The organism is Leifsonia sp. Soil_N53, from assembly GCF_057655165.1.
Genome location: NZ_JBDGMM010000061.1, coordinates 23,524 through 45,477, shown reverse-complemented (window position 1 = coordinate 45,477; position 21,954 = coordinate 23,524). Strand labels below are relative to the sequence as shown.

Annotated in this window: 23 protein-coding genes, 1 tRNA gene and 1 pseudogene; 10 read left to right on the top strand and 15 right to left on the bottom strand. The window is 70.7% G+C overall.

Annotated elements, in window-relative coordinates; all coding sequences use genetic code 11:
- Positions 1-203 (bottom strand): annotated as a pseudogene (locus AC3A3H_RS11285) (2'-5' RNA ligase family protein); the annotation flags it as partial.
- A 104-nt stretch (positions 204-307) separates the two neighbouring features.
- Positions 308-1,057 carry a phosphoglyceromutase gene (locus AC3A3H_RS11280; RefSeq protein ID WP_487614657.1) on the bottom strand — a complete coding sequence of 250 codons (750 nt, stop codon included), beginning with the start codon at positions 1,055-1,057 and terminating at the stop codon, positions 308-310.
- Positions 1,058-1,074: 17 nt separating this feature from the next.
- On the opposite strand from AC3A3H_RS11280, the gene AC3A3H_RS11275 reads away from it, so the two are divergent.
- Positions 1,075-1,911, top strand: coding sequence for a class I SAM-dependent methyltransferase (locus AC3A3H_RS11275; protein WP_487614656.1), 837 nt, complete (start codon positions 1,075-1,077; stop codon positions 1,909-1,911).
- A gap of 18 nt (positions 1,912-1,929) precedes the next feature.
- Here the strand turns inward: AC3A3H_RS11275 and ygfZ are convergent, their stop codons facing one another.
- The 3 genes from ygfZ to AC3A3H_RS11260 all read right to left on the bottom strand — a co-directional run bounded on the left by ygfZ (position 1,930) and on the right by AC3A3H_RS11260 (position 4,108).
- The gene (gene ygfZ / locus AC3A3H_RS11270) at positions 1,930-3,042 is read right to left on the bottom strand and encodes a CAF17-like 4Fe-4S cluster assembly/insertion protein YgfZ (protein ID WP_487614655.1); all 1,113 of its coding nucleotides are present in this window, start codon (positions 3,040-3,042) and stop codon (positions 1,930-1,932) included.
- A 1-nt stretch (position 3,043) separates the two neighbouring features.
- The gene (locus AC3A3H_RS11265; protein WP_487614654.1) at positions 3,044-3,640 is read right to left on the bottom strand and encodes a nitrobindin family protein; all 597 of its coding nucleotides are present in this window, start codon (positions 3,638-3,640) and stop codon (positions 3,044-3,046) included.
- A gap of 126 nt (positions 3,641-3,766) precedes the next feature.
- Positions 3,767-4,108, bottom strand: coding sequence for a hypothetical protein (locus tag AC3A3H_RS11260; protein WP_487614653.1), 342 nt, complete (start codon positions 4,106-4,108; stop codon positions 3,767-3,769).
- 115 nt (positions 4,109-4,223) lie between these two features.
- Between AC3A3H_RS11260 and AC3A3H_RS11255 the strand changes: the two genes are divergently transcribed.
- From AC3A3H_RS11255 to pstB, 7 genes are all read left to right on the top strand, one after another.
- The gene (locus AC3A3H_RS11255; RefSeq protein ID WP_487614652.1) at positions 4,224-4,916 is read left to right on the top strand and encodes a response regulator transcription factor; all 693 of its coding nucleotides are present in this window, start codon (positions 4,224-4,226) and stop codon (positions 4,914-4,916) included.
- 107 nt (positions 4,917-5,023) lie between these two features.
- A complete protein-coding gene (locus tag AC3A3H_RS11250) occupies positions 5,024-7,237 on the top strand; it encodes an RNA degradosome polyphosphate kinase (RefSeq protein WP_487614651.1) in 2,214 nt (737 codons plus the stop codon).
- Complete coding sequence (locus tag AC3A3H_RS11245; RefSeq protein ID WP_487614650.1) at positions 7,234-8,172, top strand: NUDIX hydrolase; 939 nt, start codon at positions 7,234-7,236, stop codon at positions 8,170-8,172. Before AC3A3H_RS11250 ends, AC3A3H_RS11245 begins: the two co-directional genes overlap by 4 nt.
- 153 nt (positions 8,173-8,325) lie before the next feature.
- The gene (gene pstS / locus AC3A3H_RS11240; RefSeq protein ID WP_487614649.1) at positions 8,326-9,420 is read left to right on the top strand and encodes a phosphate ABC transporter substrate-binding protein PstS; all 1,095 of its coding nucleotides are present in this window, start codon (positions 8,326-8,328) and stop codon (positions 9,418-9,420) included.
- 92 nt (positions 9,421-9,512) lie between these two features.
- Positions 9,513-10,460 (top strand): phosphate ABC transporter permease subunit PstC, encoded by a 948-nt coding sequence (pstC, locus tag AC3A3H_RS11235; RefSeq protein ID WP_487614648.1) that lies wholly within the window; start codon positions 9,513-9,515, stop codon positions 10,458-10,460.
- On the top strand, positions 10,460-11,557 hold the full coding sequence (gene pstA, locus AC3A3H_RS11230; protein ID WP_487614647.1) for a phosphate ABC transporter permease PstA: 1,098 nt from the start codon (positions 10,460-10,462) through the stop codon (positions 11,555-11,557). Before pstC ends, pstA begins: the two co-directional genes overlap by 1 nt.
- Positions 11,558-11,603: 46 nt before the next feature.
- The gene (gene pstB, locus AC3A3H_RS11225) at positions 11,604-12,383 is read left to right on the top strand and encodes a phosphate ABC transporter ATP-binding protein PstB (protein ID WP_487614646.1); all 780 of its coding nucleotides are present in this window, start codon (positions 11,604-11,606) and stop codon (positions 12,381-12,383) included.
- Between the two features lie 76 nt (positions 12,384-12,459).
- Here pstB and AC3A3H_RS11220 read toward each other — a convergent pair whose 3' ends face one another.
- From AC3A3H_RS11220 to AC3A3H_RS11210, 3 genes are all read right to left on the bottom strand, one after another.
- The gene (locus AC3A3H_RS11220) at positions 12,460-13,239 is read right to left on the bottom strand and encodes an anti-sigma factor (RefSeq protein WP_487614645.1); all 780 of its coding nucleotides are present in this window, start codon (positions 13,237-13,239) and stop codon (positions 12,460-12,462) included.
- On the bottom strand, positions 13,236-13,796 hold the full coding sequence (gene sigK / locus AC3A3H_RS11215; RefSeq protein ID WP_487614644.1) for an ECF RNA polymerase sigma factor SigK: 561 nt from the start codon (positions 13,794-13,796) through the stop codon (positions 13,236-13,238). Before sigK ends, AC3A3H_RS11220 begins: the two co-directional genes overlap by 4 nt.
- Before the next feature lie 248 nt (positions 13,797-14,044).
- Entirely contained in the window at positions 14,045-14,674 is a 630-nt protein-coding gene (locus AC3A3H_RS11210) for a DNA-directed RNA polymerase subunit beta (protein ID WP_487614643.1), read from the bottom strand.
- A gap of 58 nt (positions 14,675-14,732) precedes the next feature.
- Here AC3A3H_RS11210 and AC3A3H_RS11205 point away from each other — a divergent pair.
- Positions 14,733-14,805: transfer RNA gene (locus AC3A3H_RS11205), tRNA-Lys, on the top strand.
- A 112-nt stretch (positions 14,806-14,917) separates the two neighbouring features.
- Here the strand turns inward: AC3A3H_RS11205 and AC3A3H_RS11200 are convergent.
- The 6 genes from AC3A3H_RS11200 to AC3A3H_RS11175 form a co-directional block, all read right to left on the bottom strand.
- The gene (locus tag AC3A3H_RS11200; RefSeq protein ID WP_487614642.1) at positions 14,918-15,439 is read right to left on the bottom strand and encodes a VanZ family protein; all 522 of its coding nucleotides are present in this window, start codon (positions 15,437-15,439) and stop codon (positions 14,918-14,920) included.
- Positions 15,440-15,550: 111 nt separating this feature from the next.
- On the bottom strand, positions 15,551-16,012 hold the full coding sequence (locus tag AC3A3H_RS11195) for a GNAT family N-acetyltransferase (RefSeq protein WP_487614641.1): 462 nt from the start codon (positions 16,010-16,012) through the stop codon (positions 15,551-15,553).
- On the bottom strand, positions 16,009-16,578 hold the full coding sequence (locus AC3A3H_RS11190; protein ID WP_487614640.1) for a GNAT family N-acetyltransferase: 570 nt from the start codon (positions 16,576-16,578) through the stop codon (positions 16,009-16,011). Before AC3A3H_RS11190 ends, AC3A3H_RS11195 begins: the two co-directional genes overlap by 4 nt.
- Before the next feature lie 92 nt (positions 16,579-16,670).
- Entirely contained in the window at positions 16,671-17,891 is a 1,221-nt protein-coding gene (locus AC3A3H_RS11185; RefSeq protein ID WP_487614639.1) for a S1C family serine protease, read from the bottom strand.
- 206 nt (positions 17,892-18,097) lie between these two features.
- Positions 18,098-19,375, bottom strand: coding sequence for a chloride channel protein (locus tag AC3A3H_RS11180; RefSeq protein WP_487614638.1), 1,278 nt, complete (start codon positions 19,373-19,375; stop codon positions 18,098-18,100).
- A gap of 63 nt (positions 19,376-19,438) precedes the next feature.
- Complete coding sequence (locus tag AC3A3H_RS11175; protein WP_487614637.1) at positions 19,439-20,062, bottom strand: DUF4232 domain-containing protein; 624 nt, start codon at positions 20,060-20,062, stop codon at positions 19,439-19,441.
- Positions 20,063-20,144: 82 nt separating this feature from the next.
- On the opposite strand from AC3A3H_RS11175, the gene AC3A3H_RS11170 reads away from it, so the two are divergent.
- Complete coding sequence (locus AC3A3H_RS11170) at positions 20,145-21,242, top strand: calcium:cation antiporter (protein WP_487614636.1); 1,098 nt, start codon at positions 20,145-20,147, stop codon at positions 21,240-21,242.
- A gap of 63 nt (positions 21,243-21,305) precedes the next feature.
- Here AC3A3H_RS11170 and AC3A3H_RS11165 read toward each other — a convergent pair whose 3' ends face one another.
- Positions 21,306-21,887: a TetR/AcrR family transcriptional regulator gene (locus AC3A3H_RS11165; protein ID WP_487614635.1), complete on the bottom strand. Its 582-nt coding sequence runs from the start codon at positions 21,885-21,887 to the stop codon at positions 21,306-21,308.
- Positions 21,888-21,954 lie beyond the last annotated feature (67 nt).

Here is a 21,954-nt window from a genome sequence, read left to right as displayed (position 1 = left end):
CCGGCGGCCTCCAGCGCGTCGACGCACGCGTTGTGCAGCGCGAGCAGCGCCGGCGACGGGCGGACCAGCGTGACCGGCACCGTGCGCCGGTGCCCGAACGACGCGCGCGCCCCCGCCACGACCGGGATGCGCGGCCCGCGCGGCAGTGCCGCGGCCACGGCCTCCGAGTCCAGCTCGCTCCGGAACGGCGGCACGACCGTCACGTGCAGCGGCCACTCCCCCGCACCGAAGTCCTCCGGAACGACGACGTCGCCGCCGCGTTCCGGGAGGAACGCGACGACGACGAACGAATGGTCGGTCGTGACCGCTACTTCTTGCCCTGGGCGGCGACCGCCGCCGCGCCGGCCGCTGCGGCCTCCGGGTCGAGGTACATGGCGGGCTCGATCGGGGCGAACGTCTCGTCCAGCTTGTAGACCAGCGGGATGCCGGTCGGGATGTTCAGCTCGGCGATCTCCTCGTCGGAGATGCCGTCGAGGTGCTTGACCAGCGCGCGCAGCGAGTTGCCGTGCGCCGTGACGAGGACGGTCTTGCCCTCGGCGAGGCTGACGGTGATGTCGGACTCCCAGTACGGCAGCATCCGGGCGATGACGTCCTTCAGGCACTCGGTGCGCGGCAGGTCGTCGCCGAGGTCTGCGTAGCGGGGGTCGTTCGCCTGCGACCACTCGCTGTCGTCGTCGAGCGGCGGCGGCGGCACGTCGAACGAGCGGCGCCAGAGCTGGAACTGCTCCGGCCCGTACTTCTCCAGCGTCTCCGCCTTGTCGAGGCCCTGCAGTGCGCCGTAGTGGCGCTCGTTGAGCCGCCAGGTGCGCTCGACCCGGATCCAGAGCCGGTCCGCGACATCCAGCGCGATGTTCGCAGTCTGGATCGCGCGGGTCAGCACCGAGGTGTAGAGGATGTCGGGCTCGAGGCCGGACTCGGCCAGGAGCTCGCCGGCGCGGGTGGCCTCGGCGACGCCCTGCTCACTGAGCCGGACGTCGACCCAGCCGGTGAACAGGTTCTGCTGGTTCCACACGCTGTTGCCGTGGCGGAGGAGGATCAAAGTGTAGGGGGTGGGCATGCGATTAATCTTGTCATATGCCTTCCACGTCCTCTCGCGCCGGCTCGGTGGTCGGCTCGGTGACGCGGGGCACCACGAACACGAACCGGCTCCGCCGGGTGGACCGCTGGATCGCGGCGCTGCCGGAACTCCGCCGCACGGGTGATCCGCTGGTGGTCGACCTGGGCTACGGCGCGAGTGGCGTGACGGCCTTCGAGCTCCAGCACCGGCTGGCGAAGGCGCGGCCCGACGTCGAGGTGCTCGGGCTGGAGATCGACCCGGGCCGGGTCCGGACCGCCCTCGCCCAGTTGGAGGCCGTCCGCGCGGGCAGCACCGGCTTCGACCCCGGCGCGCGGGTGGGCTTCGCCGTGGGCGGCTTCGAGGTGCCGCTGCCGGCCGGCCGGCATGCCGCGGTGATCCGGGCCTTCAACGTGCTGCGCCAGTACGACGAGTCCGAGGTCGCGCCCGCATGGGAGCGGATGCTGAGCCGCCTGCAGCTCGGCGGCGCGCTCGTGGAGGGCACCTGCGACGAGATCGGCCGGATCGCGAGCTGGGTCACGCTCGACAGGACCGGACCGCAGACCTTCACCGTCTCACTGCGGCTGCGCGGGCTCGACGCGCCGAGCGTCGTCGCCGAGCGGTTGCCCAAGGCGCTCATCCACCGCAACGTGCCCGGCGAGCGGGTGCACGTCTACCTCGCGGAGCTCGACCGGCTGTGGCGCGTCCACTCGCCGCTCGCCGCGTACGGGCCGAAGCAGCGCTGGATCGCGGTCGCACAGGGGATGCGGGAGGCCGGCTGGCCGGTGCTGGGCGGCCGGGCGCGCTGGCGGCTCGGGGAGCTCACCGTGGCCTGGGAGGCCGTCGCGCCGGCGTAGCGGGGCGGAGGTCCTCCGTCAGCCGCGGGGAGTGCGGGTGACCGCGCCCAGGCGGGGCAGGTGCGGCACGTGGGCCTCGGCGCCCGCCTCCGGCGGCACCACGACCTCCTGTGCGGCCGCGACGGGTGTGCCGTCGGCATCCACCGTGAGGGTGGCCGACGCGTCGATGCCCCGCTTCACGATCGCGAGCGCGATCGGGCCGAGCTCGTAGTGCAGCGCGGAGGAGGTGACCGTTCCGACCACGCGCCCGTCCAGCGTGACCTCGGCGCCGCGCGCCGGATGGACGCCCTCGGACCCGTCGAGGTGCAGCATGACGAGGCGGCGCGGCGGGTGCCCGAGGTTGTGCACCTTGGCGACGGTCTCCTGGCCCCGGTAGCATCCCTTGCTGAGGTGCACGGCGGTGCGCAGCCAGTCGAGCTCGTGCGGGATGGTCCGCTCGTCCACTTCGGTGGCGAAGCGCGGGCGCCACGCGGCGATGCGCAGCGCGTCGGCGGCGAGGGTGCCGGCGACCGTCAGCTCCCCCGACTCGACTCGGGCGACGATCGACGGGAGGGCGTCGCGCGGCACGACCCGCTCGCTCCAGCTCCAGCTCGCGCCGGGGTGCTCGCCGCGCGCGTACTGGTGGCCGCCCGGCGTCACCGCGTGCCAGGGGTCGTGCCAGATCAGGGGGACGCCGTTCGGCGCCGCGATCGGCAGAGGAGGCTCCCCGAGCGTCCCGATCGTCGCGAGCGCATCGGTGCGGTCGGCCAGCTCGACGCGCAGCATGAAGCGCATCGAGTCGAGCCAGGCGAGCAGGCCCGCGGCCTCCGGCCGGTCGACCAGCAGCCACAGCGTCGAGCCGTCCTCGATCAGCCGCACGGCGTGCTCCACGCGGCCGGTGACGTCGAGCAGGAGGGTCTCGGACGACTCTCCCGGCTGCATCCCGAGCAGCGACTGGCTGGTCAGCGAATTGAGCCAGTTCAGCCGGTCGGGCCCGGTGATCGAGAGCACGGCGCGGTCGGACAGGTCGACCATCGCGCCGCCGTCGAGCAGGGCGCGCTGTTCCGCGAGCGGGCTGCCGTAGTGCGCGGGGACGCCGGCGTCGGCGATGTCGACCGCACCGGGCAGCGAGAGGAAGGGAGAGGAGTCCACGTCAGTCCACCTTGGCGAGACGGGCGGAGGCGTGCGTGCGCAACTCCTGGCCCAATGCGGCGATGTCCCACGCCCAGAGCAGGTGCCCCTCCACCAGCCCGTAGAGCCGGGTCGCCGCGCTGTACTCCTTGGCGCCGGCCGTGCGCACGACGGCGTCCGTCGCCAGGTCGATGCGCGGGCCGTTCACCTGGCCGAGGTAGAGCTCGCTCACGCCGTCGGGGTGGATGATCGCCACGTCGATGTCGAAGCCGCCGCTGGAGGCGCGCAGGGTCTCCACCGCCTGGGCGGTGCCGAACGGCCGGGCGCCCTGACCGGGCAGCATCGCCGGGCCGGGGTCGCCTTCGATCAGCGTGCGGCTGAGCCGCCAGTAGCCGGTCTCGGCGGCGAGCGGGGTGCGGTCGTCATCGAGCACCCAGGAGGTCGCGGAGTAGTTGAGGTAGGCCTCCCCGTCGTGGCTGAAGCTCACGCGCTGGCCGAACTCGACCTGGTGGTGCTCCTCGCCGACTTCGTAGTCCACGACGCCGGTCCCCTCCCAGACCCCGATCAGCCAGGAGAGCGGCACGAGTTCGGCCGGAAGGTCAGTGGGGAGCTCGATCATGCCTAGCGCTGGCCGCGGAAGAGGTTGTACACCACGACGCCGGAGACGCCGAGGATGGCGAGCGTGGCCAGTCCGAGCAGGCCGATGAAGAAGAGTTCGAGAGCGACGAGCATACGGCCAGTCTAATCAGTGCCCGAGCGTGGTGAGTCCGAGGATCGCCCCGATGACGCCGAGGATGACGAAGCTCCCGCTCAGCGTGGTGGCCAGCCGGTTGACGAAGCCGTCCTTGCGCTGGGTGGCCAGCTGGGCTCCGAAGGACGCGATCACGCAGACGCCGAGCGCGAGCGACAGCCACGACGCGTAGTGGGCGGGCAGGGAGAGGAACGCGATGAGCACGCCCAGGACGAGGGCGAGCGCCCACACTCCGCCGACGCTCAGGGCGACCATCGAGCGCGGCATCGGCTCGGGAGGCGGGCCCGCTGCGGCGGCGGGACCGAGAGGACCCGGATCGGTCGGCGACTCGCTCATCCCCCTATTCTGCCTCGCCCGCGCCGCCGCCGCCTCCCTCGCTGCCGCCTGCGGTCTGTGGCCGCAAGCGTTTCCGGTAGCATTGCGGCACGAAGACGGGCGAGGAGGGTACTGGGTGGCGCAGCTGTTGATCCTCTCGTCCGCCCCCGACGCGGAGGTGCTTCCGGCTCTCGGCCTCCTCAGCCACCGCGTCAGGCAGATCCCGGCCGAGCCCGCCTCGCTGGTCAACGCGCCCGCCTGCGATCTCATCCTCGTCGACGCCCGGCGCGACCTGGCGAGCGCCAAGTCGCTGTGCAAGATCCTCACCACGACCGGCATCACCGTCCCGCTCGTGCTGGTGCTCACCGAAGGCGGCCTCACCGCGGTGAGCGCCGACTGGGGCGCCAACGACGTGGTGCTCGACACCGCTGGGCCGGCGGAGGTGGACGCCCGGATCCGGCTCGCGATCGGGCGGCAGACCCAGGAGCACGCGCAGACGAAGATCCAGGCCTCCGGCATCACGATCGACGAGGCGAGCTATTCGGCCAAGGCGCACGGCAAGGCCCTCGACCTGACCTTCAAGGAGTTCGAGCTGCTGCGGTTCTTCGCCACGCACCCGTCGCGGGTGTTCACGCGCGAGCAGCTGCTGAGCGAGGTCTGGGGTTACGACTACTTCGGCGGCACGCGCACGGTGGACGTCCACGTGCGAAGGCTGCGCGCCAAGCTCGGCGACCTCGAGTCGCTGATCGGGACGGTCCGCAACGTCGGCTACCGGTTCAACGTGTACGAGGACGAGAACGACCGGCTGCCGTCGTCGGTGCGGCCCTGACCTCCTCGCTGCGACGCACTCCTCCACACGTCTCGTGACGCTGTCGTTTCTCCACAGTTAACCGAGACTCGTGCCGCCGGCGGGGCCCGCGGTGCCATGATGGGGGCATGGACGGCGAGCGCACTGCACTGGAGAACGGCCTACTCGACGACGGGCTGAGCGGCAGCCTGGGCAGCGATTTCGACGACGATTTCGCCCCGTTCATCTACGAGCCGGATCCGACTCTCCCCGACGACCGCTACCTCGACCGGGAGCTCAGCTGGCTGGCGTTCAACCAGCGCGTTCTCGAGCTCGCCGAGGACCCTCAGCTGCCGGTCCTGGAGCGCGCCAACTTCCTCGCGATCTTCGCGAGCAACCTCGACGAGTTCTTCATGGTCCGGGTCGCCGGGCTGAAGCGCCGCATCGCGACCGGCCTGGCCGTGCCAACGAACGTCGGCCGCGCGCCCCAGGACGTGCTGGCGGACATCTCCGAGAAGGCCCACGAACTTCAGGTGCGCCACGCCAAGGCCTACCGCGAGCTCGTCCTCCCCGCGCTGGCGACCGCCGGCATCACGGTGTCGTCGTGGGACGAGCTCGATGAGGCCGACAAGGTGCAGATGCGCGAGGTGTTCTCGCTGCAGATCTTCCCCGTGCTGATGCCGCTCGCGGTCGACCCGGCGCACCCGTTCCCCTACATCTCCGGGCTGTCGCTGAACCTCTCCGTGCGGGTGCGCAACTCGCGCACCGGCAAGGAGCAGTTCGCACGCCTCAAGGTGCCGCAGATGCTGCCGCGCTTCGTGCGCATCGACGCCCGCGAGGGGCTCGGCCAGGTGCGCTTCCTGATGCTGGAGGACCTGATCGCCAACCACCTCGGCGACCTCTTCCCCGGCATGGAGATCCTCGACCACCACGTCTTCCGCGTCACCCGCAACGAGGATGTCGAGATCGACGAGGACGAGACCGAGAACCTCATCCAGGCGCTGGAGCGCGAGCTGCTGCGCCGCCGGTTCGGCCCGCCCATCCGGCTCGAGGTGACCGACGACATGGACGACGTCACCCTCGGCCTGCTGGTCCGCGAGCTCGACGTCACCGAGCAGGAGGTCTACCGCCTGCCCGCGCCGCTCGACCTCGGCGGTCTGTTCGACCTGTCGCGCATCGACAGGCCGGACCTGCACTACCCGAACCACGTGCCCACCACCGCGCCGCAGCTCATGCCGAGCGAGCCGAACGCGAAGCCGAACATCTTCGCCGCCATCGCGCGCCAGGACATCCTGCTCCACCACCCGTACGAGTCGTTCGCGACGAGTGTGCAGGCCTTCCTCGAGCAGGCCGCCGCCGACCCGCACGTGCTCGCCATCAAGCAGACGCTGTACCGCACCTCCGGCGACAGCCCGATCGTCGAGGCGTTGATCGACGCCGCGGAGGCCGGCAAGCAGGTGCTGGCGCTGGTCGAGATCAAGGCGCGGTTCGACGAGCAGAACAACATCTCCTGGGCGCGCAAGCTCGAGAAGGCCGGAGTGCACGTGGTGTACGGCCTGGTCGGGCTCAAGACGCACTGCAAGCTCGCCCTGGTCATCCGCGAGGAGAAGGGCGTCCTCAAGCACTACAGCCACATCGGCACGGGCAACTACAACCCGAAGACCTCGCGGATCTACGAGGACCTCGGCCTGCTGACAGCCGACGACCAGGTGGGCAAAGACCTCACCCGGCTGTTCAACGAACTCTCGGGCTACGCGATCGAGAAGAAGTTCAAGCGGCTCCTCGTCGCCCCGCTGCACCTGCGCAAGGGCCTGCTCAAGCGCATCGACACCGAGGCCGCGAACGCGGCGGCGGGCCGGCCCTCCGGCATCCGCATCAAGCTGAACTCCATCGTCGACGAGGCGATCATCGACGCGCTCTACCGGGCCAGCCAGGCCGGCGTCCCCGTCGAGCTGTGGGTGCGCGGCATCTGCGGCCTCGTCCCGGGACGCGAAGGACTCTCCGAGAACATCCGCGTCCGGTCGGTGCTGGGCCGCTACCTGGAGCACTCGCGGGTGTTCTCGTTCGTCAACGACGGCGACCCGCACGTCTACATCGGCAGCGCGGACATGATGCACCGCAACCTCGACCGCCGGGTGGAGGCGCTGGTGCGCCTGGCCGACCCGGAGCACCTGGCCGAGCTCGACCGCCTGTTCGACCTCGCGTTCGACGAACGCACGGCGGCGTGGACGCTCGCGGAAGACGGCGTATGGACCAGGCATCACCTGGACGAGAACGGCGCTCCGCTCACCGACCTCCAGACCAAGCTGCAGCAGCAGGCCGCGCACCGCCCGCGGTCGTCCCGCACGGGTTCGAGGCGGTGAGTCTCGCCATCTACGCCGCGGGCGCCCTCTGCTGGCGGGTCGTGGACGACAAGATCGTCATGCTCGTGGTGCACCGCACCAAGTACGGCGACGTGACGATTCCCAAGGGCAAGGTCGACCCGGGCGAGACCCTCCCCCAGACGGCCGTGCGCGAGATCCTCGAGGAGACCGGCCTCGCCGTCACGCTCGGCGTCCCGCTCGGCATTTCGGCGTACCCACTCAGCTCCGGCCGCGAGAAGATCGTCCACTACTGGGCGGCCGAGGTGGTCGATTCCGCGATCGAGCGCTCGACGTTCGTGCCGAACAGCGAGATCGCGGCGATCGAGTGGGTCACCCTCAAGAAGGCCCGCAGCTACCTCACCTACGAGCGCGACGTGGAGATCGTCGATGCGTTCGAAGGGCTGCTGAAGCAAGGCATCACCTCTACGTTCGCGCTCATCGCGCTGCGCCACGGCAAGGCCGAGCCGCGCGGCACCTGGGCCGGCCCCGACGCCTCCCGCCCGCTCACCGACCGCGGCGTCAAGCAGGCCGCCGGCGATGTGCAGACCCTGCTGGCCTGGCGGCCGCGGCGCATCATCACCAGCGACGCGGTGCGCTGCGTCGCCACCGTCGCACCGCTCGCCGCCGCGACCGGGGTCAAGCCGCGCCGCGAGGCCGCGATCAGCCAGGACGCCTACGAGGACGGCGACGGCGACGTGCGCGGCGTGATCGGCAAGCGCGTGCGTTCCCGGAAGACCGCGGTGCTCTGCAGCCACGGCCCGGTGCTGCCCGAGATCCTGCGCGAGATCGCCCTCGCCACCGGCACGATGCCGGGCGGCTACCTCACCGACGCGGCGGACCTCGACACCGGCGGCTTCTCGGTCGTCCACCTGTCGACGACCAACCCGTCGTCGGGCATCGTCTCCATCGAGACGTATGCACCTGCCGTGGATTGACCACAGACCGGCTGGGCGCACGCACCAGCTATCCAGCCCTTGTTTACCTTCCGTTTACCACTGCGGGGGACTCTGGACAGACACCGGGAATAGCGTCTAGCGCGGGTCGCACCGACCCCGTCCTGTTGTTACTGATCCCCGGAAGGGACAACTGTGAAACTGAAGCGTCTTGGCGTTCCCGTAGCTCTGCTCGCCGCCGCCGCCATCTCCCTCACCGCGTGTGCGTCGAACGAGGGCAGCACCCCGACGACCACGACGGCCAAGCCGTCGAACCTGTCCGGCACGCTGAACGGCATCGGCTCGTCCGCTCAGGGCGCCGCGCAGACCGTGTGGGCCGCCGGCTTCCAGACGGCCAACCCGAAGGTCACCGTCAACTACGACCCGCAGGGCTCTGGCGCCGGCCGCAAGAGCTTCATCTCGGGCGCGGCCGACTTCGCCGGCTCCGACGCCGCCCTCAGCACCGCTGAGCTCGGCAGCACCTTCGCCGGCTGCGCCACGGGCACCAAGGGCATCGACCTCCCCGTCTACATCTCCCCGATCGCCATCGCGTACAACGTCGACGGCGTGAAGGACCTCAAGCTCGACGCCGACACCATCGCCGGCATCTTCTCGGGCAAGATCACCACGTGGGACGACGCCAAGATCAAGTCGCAGAACTCGGGCGCCACGCTCCCGTCCGCGCCGATCACGGTCGTGCACCGCTCCGACGACTCGGGCACCACGCAGAACTTCACCGAGTACCTCGCGGCGAACGCTCCCACCGTGTGGACCGCTCCCGCCTCGCAGACCTTCCCGTTCCAGGTCGGTGACGCAGCCAAGGGCACCTCGGGCGTCGCGGACGCCACCAAGAACGCGAAGAACTCGATCACCTACATCGACGAGTCGGGCTCGGCCGGTCTGTCCATCGCCCAGCTGAAGGTCGGCGACAACTACGAGAAGATCAGCGCGGACGGCGCTGCCGCGGTCGTCGCCGCCTCCCCGATCGCCTCGGGCCGCGACACCAACGACCTGGCCATCCAGATCAACCGCAAGGACACCAGCAAGGGCGCCTGGCCGCTGGTCCTGGTCTCCTACATCGTCGCCTGCCAGCAGTACACGGACGCCGCCAAGGCGGACCTCGTGAAGGGCTACGTCGACTACATCATCAGCAGCGACGCCCAGAAGGCCGCGGCCGACCAGGCCGGCTCGGCCCCGCTCGCGAGCGACCTGGCCGCCAAGGTCAGCAAGGCCGTCGCCAGCATCAAGTAACACTCCGGCCGCTCGGCCTGGACCGCACCCGGTCCAGGCCGAGCGGCGCATCACCCTCACCCTCCGGGGAACCCGATGAGAGAAAGCAACGAATGACCGCCGGAACCGCAGGAGCCATCAGGCCGAAGGCGAAAGTCCGCCTCGGCGACCGCGTCTTCTCCACAGCGACCATCGTGGCCGGGTCTCTGATCCTCGCCACGCTCGCCGCCGTCGCGCTCTTCCTCGTCATCCAGAGCATCCCCGCCCTGGGCGCGGGCGCGGGCGAGCTGCCCAACAACGCCACCAACTTCTGGTCCTGGGTCTGGCCGCTCGTCTTCGGCACCATCTGGGCGGCGATCATCGCGCTCCTCATCGCGACGCCGCTGTCGATCGGGATCGCCCTCTTCATCTCGCACTACGCGCCCCGCCGCGTCGCGCAGACCCTCGGCTACATCATCGACCTCCTCGCGGCGGTCCCGTCGGTCGTCTTCGGCCTCTGGGGCATCGCGACGCTGTCGTCCTTCGTGCAGCCGTTCTACGCCTGGCTCGGCGAATACGTCGGCTGGTTCCCGCTCTTCGCGCCCCCGATCTCCGGCACCGGCCGCACCATCCTGACGGCCGCCATCGTGCTCGCCGTGATGGTCATCCCGATCATGACCGCGATCTGCCGCGAGATCTTCCTGCAGACCCCGCGCCTCCACGAGGAGGCGGCACTCGCCCTCGGCGCCACCAAGTGGGAGATGGTCCGCATGGCGGTCCTCCCCTTCGCCCGCAGCGGTATCGTCTCCGCGATGATGCTCGGCCTCGGCCGCGCGCTCGGTGAGACGCTGGCGATCGCGATGGTGCTGTCGCCCGCGCTGCTCGTCAAGATCGCCCTCCTGCAGGCGCAGAGCCCGAACACGATCGCAGCGAACATCGCGCTGCAGTTCCCGGAGGCCACCGGCGTCGGCGTCAACGCGCTCATCGCCTCCGGCCTCGTGCTGTTCGTGGTGACCCTGCTGATCAACATGCTCGCCCGTTACATCGTCAGCCGCCGTGCGGCCTTCTCTGGAGCGAACTGATGGCCGCCACCACGACCGCGACCGCGGCACCCCGCCCGCTGACCAACTCCTACACCGCAGGCAAGCTGCCGCGGTGGACGCCCTGGGTGATGCTGGTCGGCTCGTGGGTCGTCCTCATCGCGGTCTTCGCGATGCTCGCGGCCAGCGGCGCCACCAAGGGCTTCAACATCGTCGGCGCCGTGTTCTTCGGCACCGTCCTGTTCGACGTGGCGATCTACACCACGTCGCTGCTGGTGGAGGGCAACCGCAAGGCCAAGGACCGCCTGGTCACCTCGCTCGTCGCGACGGCGTTCATCATCGCGCTGCTGCCGCTGATCTCCCTCGGCTGGACGGTCGTCGCCCAGGGCCTCGCACGGTTCGACGTGGCCTTCTTCTCGGAGTCGATGCGCAACGTCATCGGCGAGGGCGGCGGTGCGCTGCACGCGATCGTCGGCACGCTGGAGATCACGCTGATGGCGGCGATCATCTCGGTGCCGATCGGCCTGCTGACCTCGGTCTACCTGGTCGAGTACGGTCGCGGCATGCTCGCCCGCGGCATCACCTTCTTCGTCGACGTGATGACCGGCATCCCCTCGATCGTCGCCGGCCTGTTCGCCTACGCCCTGTTCGCGCTGTTCTTCGGCCCGGCGATCCGCAACGGCTTCATGGGCGCGGTGGCGCTCTCGGTGCTGATGATCCCGGTCGTCGTTCGCTCGAGCGAGGAGATCCTGCGGATCGTGCCGAACGAGCTGCGGGAGGCCTCCCTCGCCCTTGGCGTGCCCAAGTGGCTGACCGTGCTGAAGGTCGTGCTTCCGACCTCGCTGGCGGGCCTCGTCACCGGTGTGATGCTGGCCGTCGCCCGCGTGATCGGCGAGACCGCGCCGCTGCTGATCGTGGCCGGCTTCACCACCAGCATGAACTACGACCTCTTCAACGACCGGATGATGACGCTGCCGGTGTTCGTCTACACCCAGTACACGCAGGCGGCGGGCCTGCACGCCCAGGCCTCCATCGACCGGGCCTGGACCGGTGCGCTCGCGCTGATCATCATCGTGATGCTACTCAACCTCATCGGACGCATCGTCGCCAAGGCCTTCGCCCCCAAGTACGGCCGCTGACGGCGACCTCCCGCTTCAACCCGAAGAAACGCAGACAAGGAAAAACGTGTCCAAGCGCATCGAAGTCAACGACCTGAACGTCTACTACGGCAAGTTCCTCGCCGTGGAGGGCGTCTCCCTCACCATCGAGCCGCGGACCGTGACGGCGTTCATCGGCCCGTCCGGCTGCGGCAAGTCGACCTTCCTCCGCACGCTGAACCGCATGCACGAGGTCATCCCCGGCGCCTACGTCGACGGCGAGGTGCTGATCGACGGCAACAACCTGTACGGCTCGGGCGTCGACCCGGTGCTCGTGCGTCGTCAGGTAGGCATGGTGTTCCAGCGCCCCAACCCGTTCCCGACCATGAGCATCCGCGACAACGTGCTCGCCGGCGTCAAGCTCAACAACCGGCGCATGTCGAAGAGCGAGTCCGACGACCTCGTGGAGAAGTCGCTGCAGGGCGCGAACCTGTGGAACGAGGTCAAGGACCGCCTGGCCCTCCCCGGATCCGGCCTGTCGGGCGGCCAGCAGCAGCGTCTGTGCATCGCGCGCGCCATCGCGGTCTCCCCCGACGTGCTCCTGATGGACGAGCCCTGCTCGGCGCTCGACCCGATCTCGACCCTCGCGATCGAGGACCTCATCGAGGAGCTCAAGAACGACTACACGATCGTCATCGTCACGCACAACATGCAGCAGGCCTCGCGCGTCTCCGACCGCACCGCGTTCTTCAACATCGCGGGCACCGGCAAGCCGGGCAAGCTCATCGAGTACAACGACACGAACATGATCTTCTCGAACCCGACCGTGCAGGCCACCGAGGACTACGTCTCCGGCCGCTTCGGTTGATCGGCAGGCGGTACGCCGGTAACGCCAGCGAGGCCCACGGGATGTCCCGTGGGCCTCGCTGCGTCCGGTGCCGGCCTCAGGAGCTGATGGCGACGATCGGCTTCGTGGTCGGCTGCTTCGATCCCCCGCTGGGCTCGACCGTCATGCCGACGGTGTCGCCTGCGTTCATGGTGCCGCTGAGGACCCGCCAGGTCGCGACGTGGCCGGCGGAGTCCATGGTGCCCGCCGCGGTGGCCTCGCCCCCGCGGATGTACCAGAGCTCGTAGGTCTTGCCGTCTGCGAGCTGCGGGAGGTCGGTCGCCACGAGAGCCGACTGGCCGAGCTGGGCCGACCAGACGAGCGTGGCCGTGCCGCCGCCCGCGATGGGGGCCGTGCTGCGCTGGGTGTCCGGAGCGGCGTTGAGGGCGGCGAGAGCGGTGGACTGCTGCTGCTGGTACGAGTCGCCGCCGCCGAGCGTGAGGCCGACGAAAGCTCCTCCCACGAAGAGGATCACAGCGGCCGCGGCCGCCGCGAGGATGGCGCCGGGGCGCTGGAACCAGCGCCGCTGGGCGCGGCGTTCAGCGGGCGTCTCGGCGGGCGTCTCGGCGGGCTTGGGGGCGGCGGAGGTGCCGGCCACTGCGGGCATCTCGGCGGGCTCCTGGGCTGCCGCGACGTCGGCCTCCGGCGCGAGCTGCGGCGTCTCTGCGAGCCGGGCGAACAGGGCCGCCTTCAGCGCGGGTGACGGCTCCACCGGCTCGGCGGCGAGGCCGAGCTGCGCGGCGACGTCCTCGAATTCGCGCGCCTCCGCGGCGTTCTCCGCGCCGAGGCGCGCGCCGAGGGTCTGCGGGTCCGGCTGGTCGCGGTTCTCGTCGGTCATCGTGTCACCCCCAGCTCGTCGCGCAGCCGTATCATCGCATCCCGCAGCCGGGTTTTGGCTGTGCCGAGCGGGATGCCGAGCTCTGCCGCGAGCTCGCTCTGGCTGAGCCCGCCGTAGTAGGCGAGGGTGACGGCCTGACGCTGCGCCTCGCTCAGCCTCGCCATCGCCACCTCCACTCGCTCGTGCTCCACCCGGACCTCCACCGTCTCCGCGACCACGTCGAACGCGGTCGGCAGGTCGCGGATGCCCACGGCGATGTCCCGGTCGTGGGAGGCCTGCGACGCGCGGATGCGGTCGACCGCCCGCCGGTGCGCCATCGTCAGGAGCCAGGTGAGTGCTCGGCCTTTATTCGGATCGAAACGCGCAGCGGATTGCCACGCCTCCAGGAAGACCTCCTGGGCGACCTCCTCGGACTGCGCGGCGTCGACCAGGAGGCGGCGGATCAGGCCGAGCGCGCGAGCGGCGGTGCGGTCGTAGAAGTCGGAGAACGCGCGCTGGTCGCCCTGCGCGACACGCAGGAGGAGGCTGTCGAGCTCCGCCGCGGGGGCGTCGTCCACCTGTCCTCCGCTCGTCTCCGGCCGTGTCCTCTGAGACAGTAGACCCTCCGCGCGACGGAGTCGGGAGACCTGCCGCAGACATGAAAAGAGCCGGGCCGCAGAACGCCTCTCGGCGCGAGGCCGCTCGGAGCGGCAAGTATTGGAGCCCGGGGTTACTGCGGCCCGGCTTCGTCAAGCATACAGGAGGCGCGGGCCGCGTTCACGGCGTGGCGTTCGCAGGGAGAGAACGGCGAACGGGAATAGCGGGGTCAATCGAGCGAGTCGGACCGCCACAGCCGCGCGCAGGCCGTCAGCTCCTCAGCCGTGCTGGTGAAGCGCAGGGCGCGCGTCGTGAGCTCGCTCGCCCGGTCGGGGTCGAGCGGGTCCCGGTCGTCCGCGACGGAGAGGCATCCCGCCGCCGTCACCCGGCAGAACGCGGCCGCCCGGTCGAGCGCGACAGCGAAGTCGCCCTCGAACACCCCACGCAGGATGCGGTCGGCGAGCTCGGTGACCTCCCCCGGCCCGGCGGGCGTCGGCGCACCGGCGACGACCGGGTCGATGGACACGATGACCTCGGTTCCCCGCTGATACAGCACCGCGGTGCCCTCGGCGTCCTGGCGGATCAGCAGCCGCAGCAGGTAGATCCGCCACAGCGCCCCCGGCAGGCTCTTGGGATTGGACCGCGCCCACAACTCGGCGATCGCGTCGATGCCGTGCTCGTCGGTGTAGGCGACCAGACGGTCCACGATCTCCGGATCCGGGTCCTCCCGGACGCGCGAGAGCAGCGCCTGGGCGGTCTCGTGGGCGACCTTGCTGATCTGCGCGGGATCATCCCCACCCAGAAACGCCTCGAACATCCCCCCGGGAAACAACGTGGGCTTGTGAAAACGATCCGGCATCCCCCCATTCTGCCCCGGGCACGGGGAGGTACGGAATCCACGCTAGATTAGACGGCACGGGCCTCTAGCTCAGTCGGTAGAGCATCGGACTTTTAATCCGCGGGTCGTGGGTTCGAGCCCCACGGGGCCCACCCAGTGACCGCTGGGATGCCAGGCTGTCGGCGGCCGAACGGCAGCCGCGGTTTCGGGATTCCCCAATGCTGATCCCACATGGTTGAGCTTGTGAGCGTGAGGATCCTGAGCTCACATCCGCAGCCTGAGCCCGAACAGCAGCAGCCACAGCACAGGAGCTGCCACGAGCGACAGCGCCGCTATCACGATGCTCACGCGACTGCACCGCTTCAGAACGCCGCGCAGGGCGGTGAAGAACAGGATGCCGATGAGGCCACCGAGGGTGTTGAGGATGACGTCGTCGATGTCCGAGGCGCCGAGGCCGAAGATGCCTTGGATGAGCTCCGCTCCCGCGCTCGCGCACACGACGATGAGGAGATTGCTCCAGATACCGGGCCTGCGTCGCAGCACCGGCAGGAAGACGCCGAGCGGGACGAACGCTGCGACGTTGCCCGCCAGGTTGCCGAAGGCGATCCCTGCCGGCACTCCAGCCCTGCCCGAGAGATAATTCGCGATGGTCGCGAACGGGATCAGGTTGACGGAGCGATCCGAACCCGGCGGCCGGGAGAACAGCAGCAGTTTCAGCAGGAACAGCAGGTAGAGGGCGAACACCAGCCAGGTCACGACCGTCGCGACCTTCACGAGCACGGGCATCGTCCGCCATGTCGGGGCATCGGTTCGGACACCGTCGGTCTTCGAGCGCACAGGCACTCGCGGAGCGTATCGGGCAGAGCTATGCGATCCGTGTGTGCCGGATACCCCGCGTCACCCCTCCGGATCGCTGAGCTCGAGAACGCCGACGGTCTCGCCGAAGAGCTGCTCTCCCGTCGGGACGAAGCCGCAGCGGAGATAGAACCCCTCCGGGCCGTCGTCGCCGCTCTCCCACAGCACCGTGATGCGGTCGACGCCCCGGCGGCGGGCCTCGGCGGACACCTCGGCGACAGCGAACCTGCCGACGCCGCGCCCCTGCGCCTGTGCGTCCACGTTCAGCCGCCAGATCCCCGCCCGGAAGGCCTCGAGCTCGTTCTGCGGATCCCAGTTCGCCATGACGAACCCGACCACCGTGGCGTCGTCGAGGATCGCGCGCGGCCACGCCGTCGGGGTCACGTAGGCCTCGGCGATCGACTCGAGAACGGGAGCGACGTACCGCTCCTGCCCGGGCGCCAACCGGAGGTCGCGCAGGCCGCGGAGGTTCTCGGTGGACAGCTCTTCCAATCGCAGCGTCATGGCCTCACGGTAGCGGCGGCGGGTGACACGGGAGACAGGACCAGGACCGTGAACACCGATGCTCCGTGCACGGCGTCCGGCTCGACCCGCCCGGTCTGCTCGAAACCGAGCTTCGCGAGGACCCGACGGGATGCCGTGTTCCAGTCGCGCACGGTCGCCCACAGCCGGCGATAGCCGGTCGTCCGCGCGGCGTCCACGACGGCCGAACCGGCCTCGGTGGCGAGGCCGTCGCCCCACGAACGGCGGAGGAACTCGTAGGCGAGCTCCGGCTCGTCCGGCTGACCGAACGTGTTGGGGATCAAGCCGCAGTAGCCGACGACCGCGCCCGACTCCTTCAGCTCGGCGGCGAGGAGGCCTGGCCGGGGTTCCCGCGGGTCGCGGCGGATCCTGTCCTCGATGTCCTGCAGCGTGGGTCGTCCGGCGGCGTCGATCCTGCGGTGCGGTGGGACCCGCGGGTCGCGCTCGGTCCAGAGCTCCCGCTGCACGGCCGCGTCGGACACGCGCCAGGTCCGCAGTAGCAGACGCCGCGTCTCGAGCACGACCTCCGGCCGGTGTGATCGCTCCACACCACGATTATGGGCGATCCGCCCGGAGCGTGCGGGGCACGCAGAACGGGCCCCGGGCGCGAAGCCCGGAGCCCGTTCCCGCACCGCTTCGCCTATGCCACCGGCCCCTGGGCCAGCGTGACCTGCGCCGTGTGGGACGTTCCCGATGCGTCCGTCCAGGCGATGGTCGCGCTGTCGCCCGGGTGGAGGGCGGCCAGCGTTGCGGTGAGGGCCTGCGGGGAGGCGATCGTCGTGCCGTTCACCCCGGTGATCGTGTCGCCGGCGGCGAGACCTGCGGAGGCCGCCGGGCCGCCATCGACGACGCCCGCGATGGGGGCGCCGGCGACGGAGCCGGCCGAGTCGGCCGCGCCGGCGGAGCCGAACGAACCGTCGCCGGAGGCCGCGCTGTCGGTCGACGCGACCTCCACGCCGAGGAAGGCCGGGTAGCCGATCGTCACCGTGTCGGACGCCTGGCCCGACGCGATCTCGCCCGCGATCGTGAGCGCGTTCTCGATCGGGATGGCGTAGCCGGCCGGCGTCGTCGCGCCCTGCTCCGCCGCGGTGTCGATGCCGATCACCTGGTCCTGCGCGTTGAACAGCGGGCCGCCCGAGTCGCCGGCCTGGATGTCGGCGTCCGTCTCGATCAGGCCATCGAGGGTCTCCGCGGCTGCCGTCTGCTCCGCCTGGGTGGTGATCGTCTGGTCGAGGGCCGTCACCGTCCCGGGCGAGGCCGACGGCGTGCCGCCCGTGCCTCCGGCGTTGCCCACGCCGGTGACCGCGTCGCCCACGGCAACGTCGCCGGACGTGTCGAGGTTCGCGGTGCTGAGGCCCGAGGCGTTGCCGAGCTGGAGGACGGCGATGTCGTCGGTCGCGTCGGTGCCGACCACGGTCGCCGTGTACTGGGCGCCGGTCGCCACGACGGTGACGCTGATGCTGGTGGCGCCCTCCACGACGTGGTTGTTCGTGAGGATCTCGCCGCTCGACGTGAGGACGAGGCCGGTGCCGGCGCTCTCCGCCTGGGCGTACGTCAGCTGGGAGGTGATGTCGACGACGCCGACCTCCTGGGTGGCGGTGGCGCTCGCCAGAGCGGACGAGCCGGAGCCGGAGGAGGAGCCGGCGCCGGAGCCCGAGTCCGAGCCCGACCCCGAACCGGGGGACCCGTACCCGTATCCATATCCATACCCTCCCGACCCGAACCCGTTCCGGCTCAGCGAGTTGTGGACGCTGCTGGACACCGTCGACGTGGCGGCGGAGGCCGACCCGGCGGTGTAGGTCAGGGCCCCGAGCCCGAAGGCGGAGCCGACCGCAACCGTCGCGGCGACGGCGGTCGTCACGATGATCACCGGCCGGCGCCGGCTCCGCGGCGCGCTCGGAACTGCTGCTTCTGCGGGAACTCCGTCAACGGCGTCCATGGCTGTGGTCCTCTCGGCTTCAGGCTGATGTCGACAGCCCACCGCAGGCGAGTGGGAGGCCGTGATGGGCCGCTTGTGACTGCGCCGTGAGAAGACCAGGGAATCCTATGAATCCCCTTTGGGTCGGCTCACGCCACGCCAGTGACGCGCCCCCGCTCCAGCACGTATCCGATCGCGACGGCGCCCGCGATGCACAGCATGATCGGCGCCAGCATGTCGGGGCCCTGATCGGTGAACTCCACCACCAGGATGAGCGCGGTCAGCGGCGCACGCATCGTCACCGCGAGGAAGGCGGCGGCGCCGAGCAGGGCGAACGCGCCGATCGGCTCGCCGGGCCAGACCAGCTGCCACACGCCGCCGAGCGTCAGGCCGACTCCGGCTCCGATCGCGAACGACGGCGTGAGGGTGCCGCCGGCCGCGCCCGCGCCGATGGTGCCGACGGTCGCGGCGGTCTTGACCACGGTCGTGAGGAGGGCGACGGCGACCGGCAACGAGGCCGACACCGCCAGCTGCCCCAGAGAACGGCCGTTGCCGAGGATCCCGGGCAGCCACAGGGACGCGACACCGACCGCCGCGAAGACGAGCGGCATGACGATGAGGATGCCCCACGACTTCGGCCGATGGTTCTGGGCCAGGCGCGTGAGGCGCACGAAGCCGACCGCGGCGAAGCCGATGATCGGGCCGGCCAGGATCGCCCACACCACGACCTGGGGCTTCAGCGGGAGCTGGTCCACCGCGTACAGCGGGTTGGCCGGCACCACCAGGCGCGCCACGAGCGCCGCGATGGCCGAGGTCGCGAGGGCGGGAAGCACCGTCGCGAAGCTGAGCTCGGCGAGGAGGATCTCTACGGCGAACACCGCGCCGCCGAACGGCACGTTGTAGACGGCGGCGAGACCCGCGCCAGCGCCGCAGGCGACCAGGATGCGCCGCTCGCGGGCGCTCACGCCCGCACGCTGGGACAGCCACGACGCCCACCAGGCCGCGACCTCGCGCGGGGCGACCTCGCGGCCGATGGAGGCGCCGAGGCCGACGATGATCACCTGCAGGGCTGCGTTGACGAGCGTGACGACACCCGGCATCCTGCGGCCGCCGACCGCCGCCTCCACCGAGACGACGGCGTGCCGGGGGCTCCTGCTGCCCCAGCGTCGCAGGAAGTACCAGCCGACACCGCCGAGGACTCCGGCGAGGACGAGTGCGATGACGCGGTTCGCCGGCGGGGCGTCGAGCAGTCCCTCCAGGAAGGTCCCCTCCGAGTACCCGAAGGCCAGGTGCTGGATGGCGTGGAGACCGAGGTAGACGAGCCCGCCGCCCACCCCGGCGCCGATGCCGACGAGGGCCGTGACGACCACGAGCCGGAACAGCCACGCGGGAGTGGCGCGCGCGGGGACGCGTCGAGTGGACGGCACGGCTCCAGGCTAACGCCAGCGGCCCTGCGGCAGGATCAGCGCGCCGGGCTCAGCGCGCCGGGTTCACGGCGCTGCGAGCGCGCCGACGGTGAGGAGGTCGACTGTCGTGGTGGTGCACGCCGTGAAGTTGCCGTCGTTGACGAACAGCGACTCGGTCGACCCGGGCGGGTACACCCGGAAGCCGTCGGCCTTCTGCGGCTTGCAGTCCGCGTCGGGGTAGTTGAGCGCCTGGGTGATCTTCAGCGGCGCCTGGGCCGTGCCCCCCGGCTGGAGGACCACCGTGTCGTGCGGCGTGCTGCGATCGAACTTCGCCGGGTTGCCGAGCTGCGTGCCGTTCCCGTTCCCGACGAACGAGACGCCGGGCCAGCCCTGCAGCGAGCACTGCGCCGAGCCGTTGTTGGTGAGGATGAGGGTGACCTCAACGCTGCCCGCCGCGCCGCCTCCGCCCTGGCCGATGGTGCCGGCGAGATCGGAGGTGTCGCACTGGCCCTGGACCGGCTGCGACGTGCTCGTGGCCGTCGGGCGCGGGGTGTCGGAGCCTCCGCCCGGCGTGGCGTCCGACGAAGTGGGCGACGACGTCGGGCTCGTGCCGGTGGCGCAGCCGGCGAGGCCCCAGGCGAACGCCGCGGCGAGCGCGAGGGCGAGGGCGGGCCGGGCGAGGGCGGCGGAGCGAGTGGAGGGGGACATGCACTATTGTCAGCACGCCGGAGCCCCCGCGCCCGCGAGGACGCGCCGCCCCGTGAGGAGATGCACTGGCAGTATTGGGGGCATGAGAGCGCTCGGGACCTGGCTGGCACGATTCTGGGCGGTCGTCGTCCCCGTCATCGGCGTGCTCGTCCTGGTGGCGTTCTGGTCGGTCGAGCTGCAGCCGGTCGCCGTCGCGCTGATCGGGGTCGTGCTGGCCGGGACGGTGCTCGCCGCCGTCCAGCACGCGGAGGTCGTGGCGCATCGCGTGGGCGAGCCGTTCGGGTCGCTCGTGCTCGCCGTCGCGGTCACGATCATCGAGGTGGCGCTCATCGTGACCCTGATGACGACGGGCAAGGACTCCGCCACCCTGGCCAGGGACACCGTGTTCTCCGCCGTCATGATCACGATGAACGGCATCGTGGGGCTCCGCCTGCTGCTCAGCGCCAGCCGCCGGGAGACCACCACGTTCAACGCGCAGGGCAGCGGCGCTGCGCTGGGTACCGTTACGGCGATGGCGACGCTCACGATGGTGCTGCCGACATTCACGGAGGCGACGCCGGGCCCGGAGTTCTCCCCCGGCCAGCTCGCGTTCGCCGCGATCGCGTCGGTCGCGCTCTACGCGATGTTCGTGTTCACGCAGACCTTCGCGCACCGGGACTTCTTCCTCCCCGTCTCCCCCAAGGGCACGCCGCTCACCGAGGACAGCCACGCCGACGCGCCGTCGACCCGCACGGCGCTGATCAGCGTCGGCCTCCTGCTGGTCGCCCTCGTCGCGGTGGTCGGGCTCGCCAAGCTGGAGTCCACCCCGATCGAGCGCGCGGTGACCGGGATCGGCCTCCCGCAGTCGTTCGTCGGCGTCATCATCGCGCTTCTCGTCCTGCTCCCGGAGGGCATCGCGGCGTCGAAGGCCGCGCGCCGCAACCGGATGCAGACCAGCCTCAACCTGGCGCTCGGCTCGGCGATCGCGAGCATCGGGCTCACCATCCCGGCGATCGCGATCGCGTCGATCTGGCTGCCGGGGCCGCTGCACCTGGGGCTGGGGTCGAGTCAGATCGTGCTGCTCATCCTGACCGTGGTCATCAGCATCCTGACGATCATGCCGGGGCAGGCGGCGCGCATCAAGGGCGGCATCCACCTGATCGTCTTCGCTGCGTTCATCTTCCTGTCGATCGTGCCCTGACCGGCGCCGAGCGCTGTCGCCGGCGGCTGATCGCCGACCACCGGGCGGGCGGCCGGCGCACGCTCACCGGGCGGCGCTGACCGCCGCGTCCCAGAGCGTCTCCGCGGCGAGCCGCGCCGCCAGCGGCGTCCCGCCGCACAGCGCGGCGCTCGCCGACGCGCCGTCGAACAGGAGCGTGAGCTGCACCGCGAGGACCTCGGGCGACGCCGCCCCCGCGGCCTCCGCCTGGCGCTGGAAGTACTCGGTCAGCTCGCCCTTGAAGCGCTGGGCGACCTGCGCGGCCGGATGCTCCCTGTCCCGCAGCTCGGTGGCGACGTTCACGAACGGGCAGCCGAAGTAGTCGCCGGCCGCCGCGGCACGATGGAGGACGTCGTAGACGTGCAGTGCCCGCTCCCGCGGAGTCCGTCCGTCATCGCCCTGGTCGAAGAAGTCCGCGACCACGCGCGGGCCGTACTCCTGCAGCATGTCGGCGACGATGGCGTCCTTGCTCTCGAAGTGCTGGTAGATGGACCGCTTGGAGACCTGGGCCTCCTGGGCCAGCCGGTCGACGCCGACCGCGTGCACCCCTTCGCGGATGAAGAGCCGGGCTGCGGCCTCCAGCACGCGCTCCCGGGGCTTGGGGCGCGTCGCGGTCGTGGTGGTCATGTCTCAACCTTAGAGCTCGGTTTGCACCAAGTAAACCGATCTGTGTACATTGTCGGAAACAGATCAG

Coding starts and splice junctions, on each gene's coding strand:
- AC3A3H_RS11280 (WP_487614657.1), bottom strand. CDS start 1,057: ATGCCCACCCCCTACACTTTGATCCTCCTCCGCCACGGCAACAGCGTG.
- AC3A3H_RS11275 (WP_487614656.1), top strand. CDS start 1,075: ATGCCTTCCACGTCCTCTCGCGCCGGCTCGGTGGTCGGCTCGGTGACG.
- AC3A3H_RS11265 (WP_487614654.1), bottom strand. CDS start 3,640: ATGATCGAGCTCCCCACTGACCTTCCGGCCGAACTCGTGCCGCTCTCC.
- AC3A3H_RS11260 (WP_487614653.1), bottom strand. CDS start 4,108: ATGAGCGAGTCGCCGACCGATCCGGGTCCTCTCGGTCCCGCCGCCGCA.
- AC3A3H_RS11250 (WP_487614651.1), top strand. CDS start 5,024: ATGGACGGCGAGCGCACTGCACTGGAGAACGGCCTACTCGACGACGGG.
- pstC (WP_487614648.1), top strand. CDS start 9,513: ATGACCGCCGGAACCGCAGGAGCCATCAGGCCGAAGGCGAAAGTCCGC.
- pstA (WP_487614647.1), top strand. CDS start 10,460: ATGGCCGCCACCACGACCGCGACCGCGGCACCCCGCCCGCTGACCAAC.
- AC3A3H_RS11220 (WP_487614645.1), bottom strand. CDS start 13,239: ATGACCGACGAGAACCGCGACCAGCCGGACCCGCAGACCCTCGGCGCG.
- AC3A3H_RS11210 (WP_487614643.1), bottom strand. CDS start 14,674: ATGCCGGATCGTTTTCACAAGCCCACGTTGTTTCCCGGGGGGATGTTC.
- AC3A3H_RS11200 (WP_487614642.1), bottom strand. CDS start 15,439: ATGCCCGTGCTCGTGAAGGTCGCGACGGTCGTGACCTGGCTGGTGTTC.
- AC3A3H_RS11195 (WP_487614641.1), bottom strand. CDS start 16,012: ATGACGCTGCGATTGGAAGAGCTGTCCACCGAGAACCTCCGCGGCCTG.
- AC3A3H_RS11175 (WP_487614637.1), bottom strand. CDS start 20,062: ATGTCCCCCTCCACTCGCTCCGCCGCCCTCGCCCGGCCCGCCCTCGCC.
- AC3A3H_RS11170 (WP_487614636.1), top strand. CDS start 20,145: ATGAGAGCGCTCGGGACCTGGCTGGCACGATTCTGGGCGGTCGTCGTC.
- AC3A3H_RS11165 (WP_487614635.1), bottom strand. CDS start 21,887: ATGACCACCACGACCGCGACGCGCCCCAAGCCCCGGGAGCGCGTGCTG.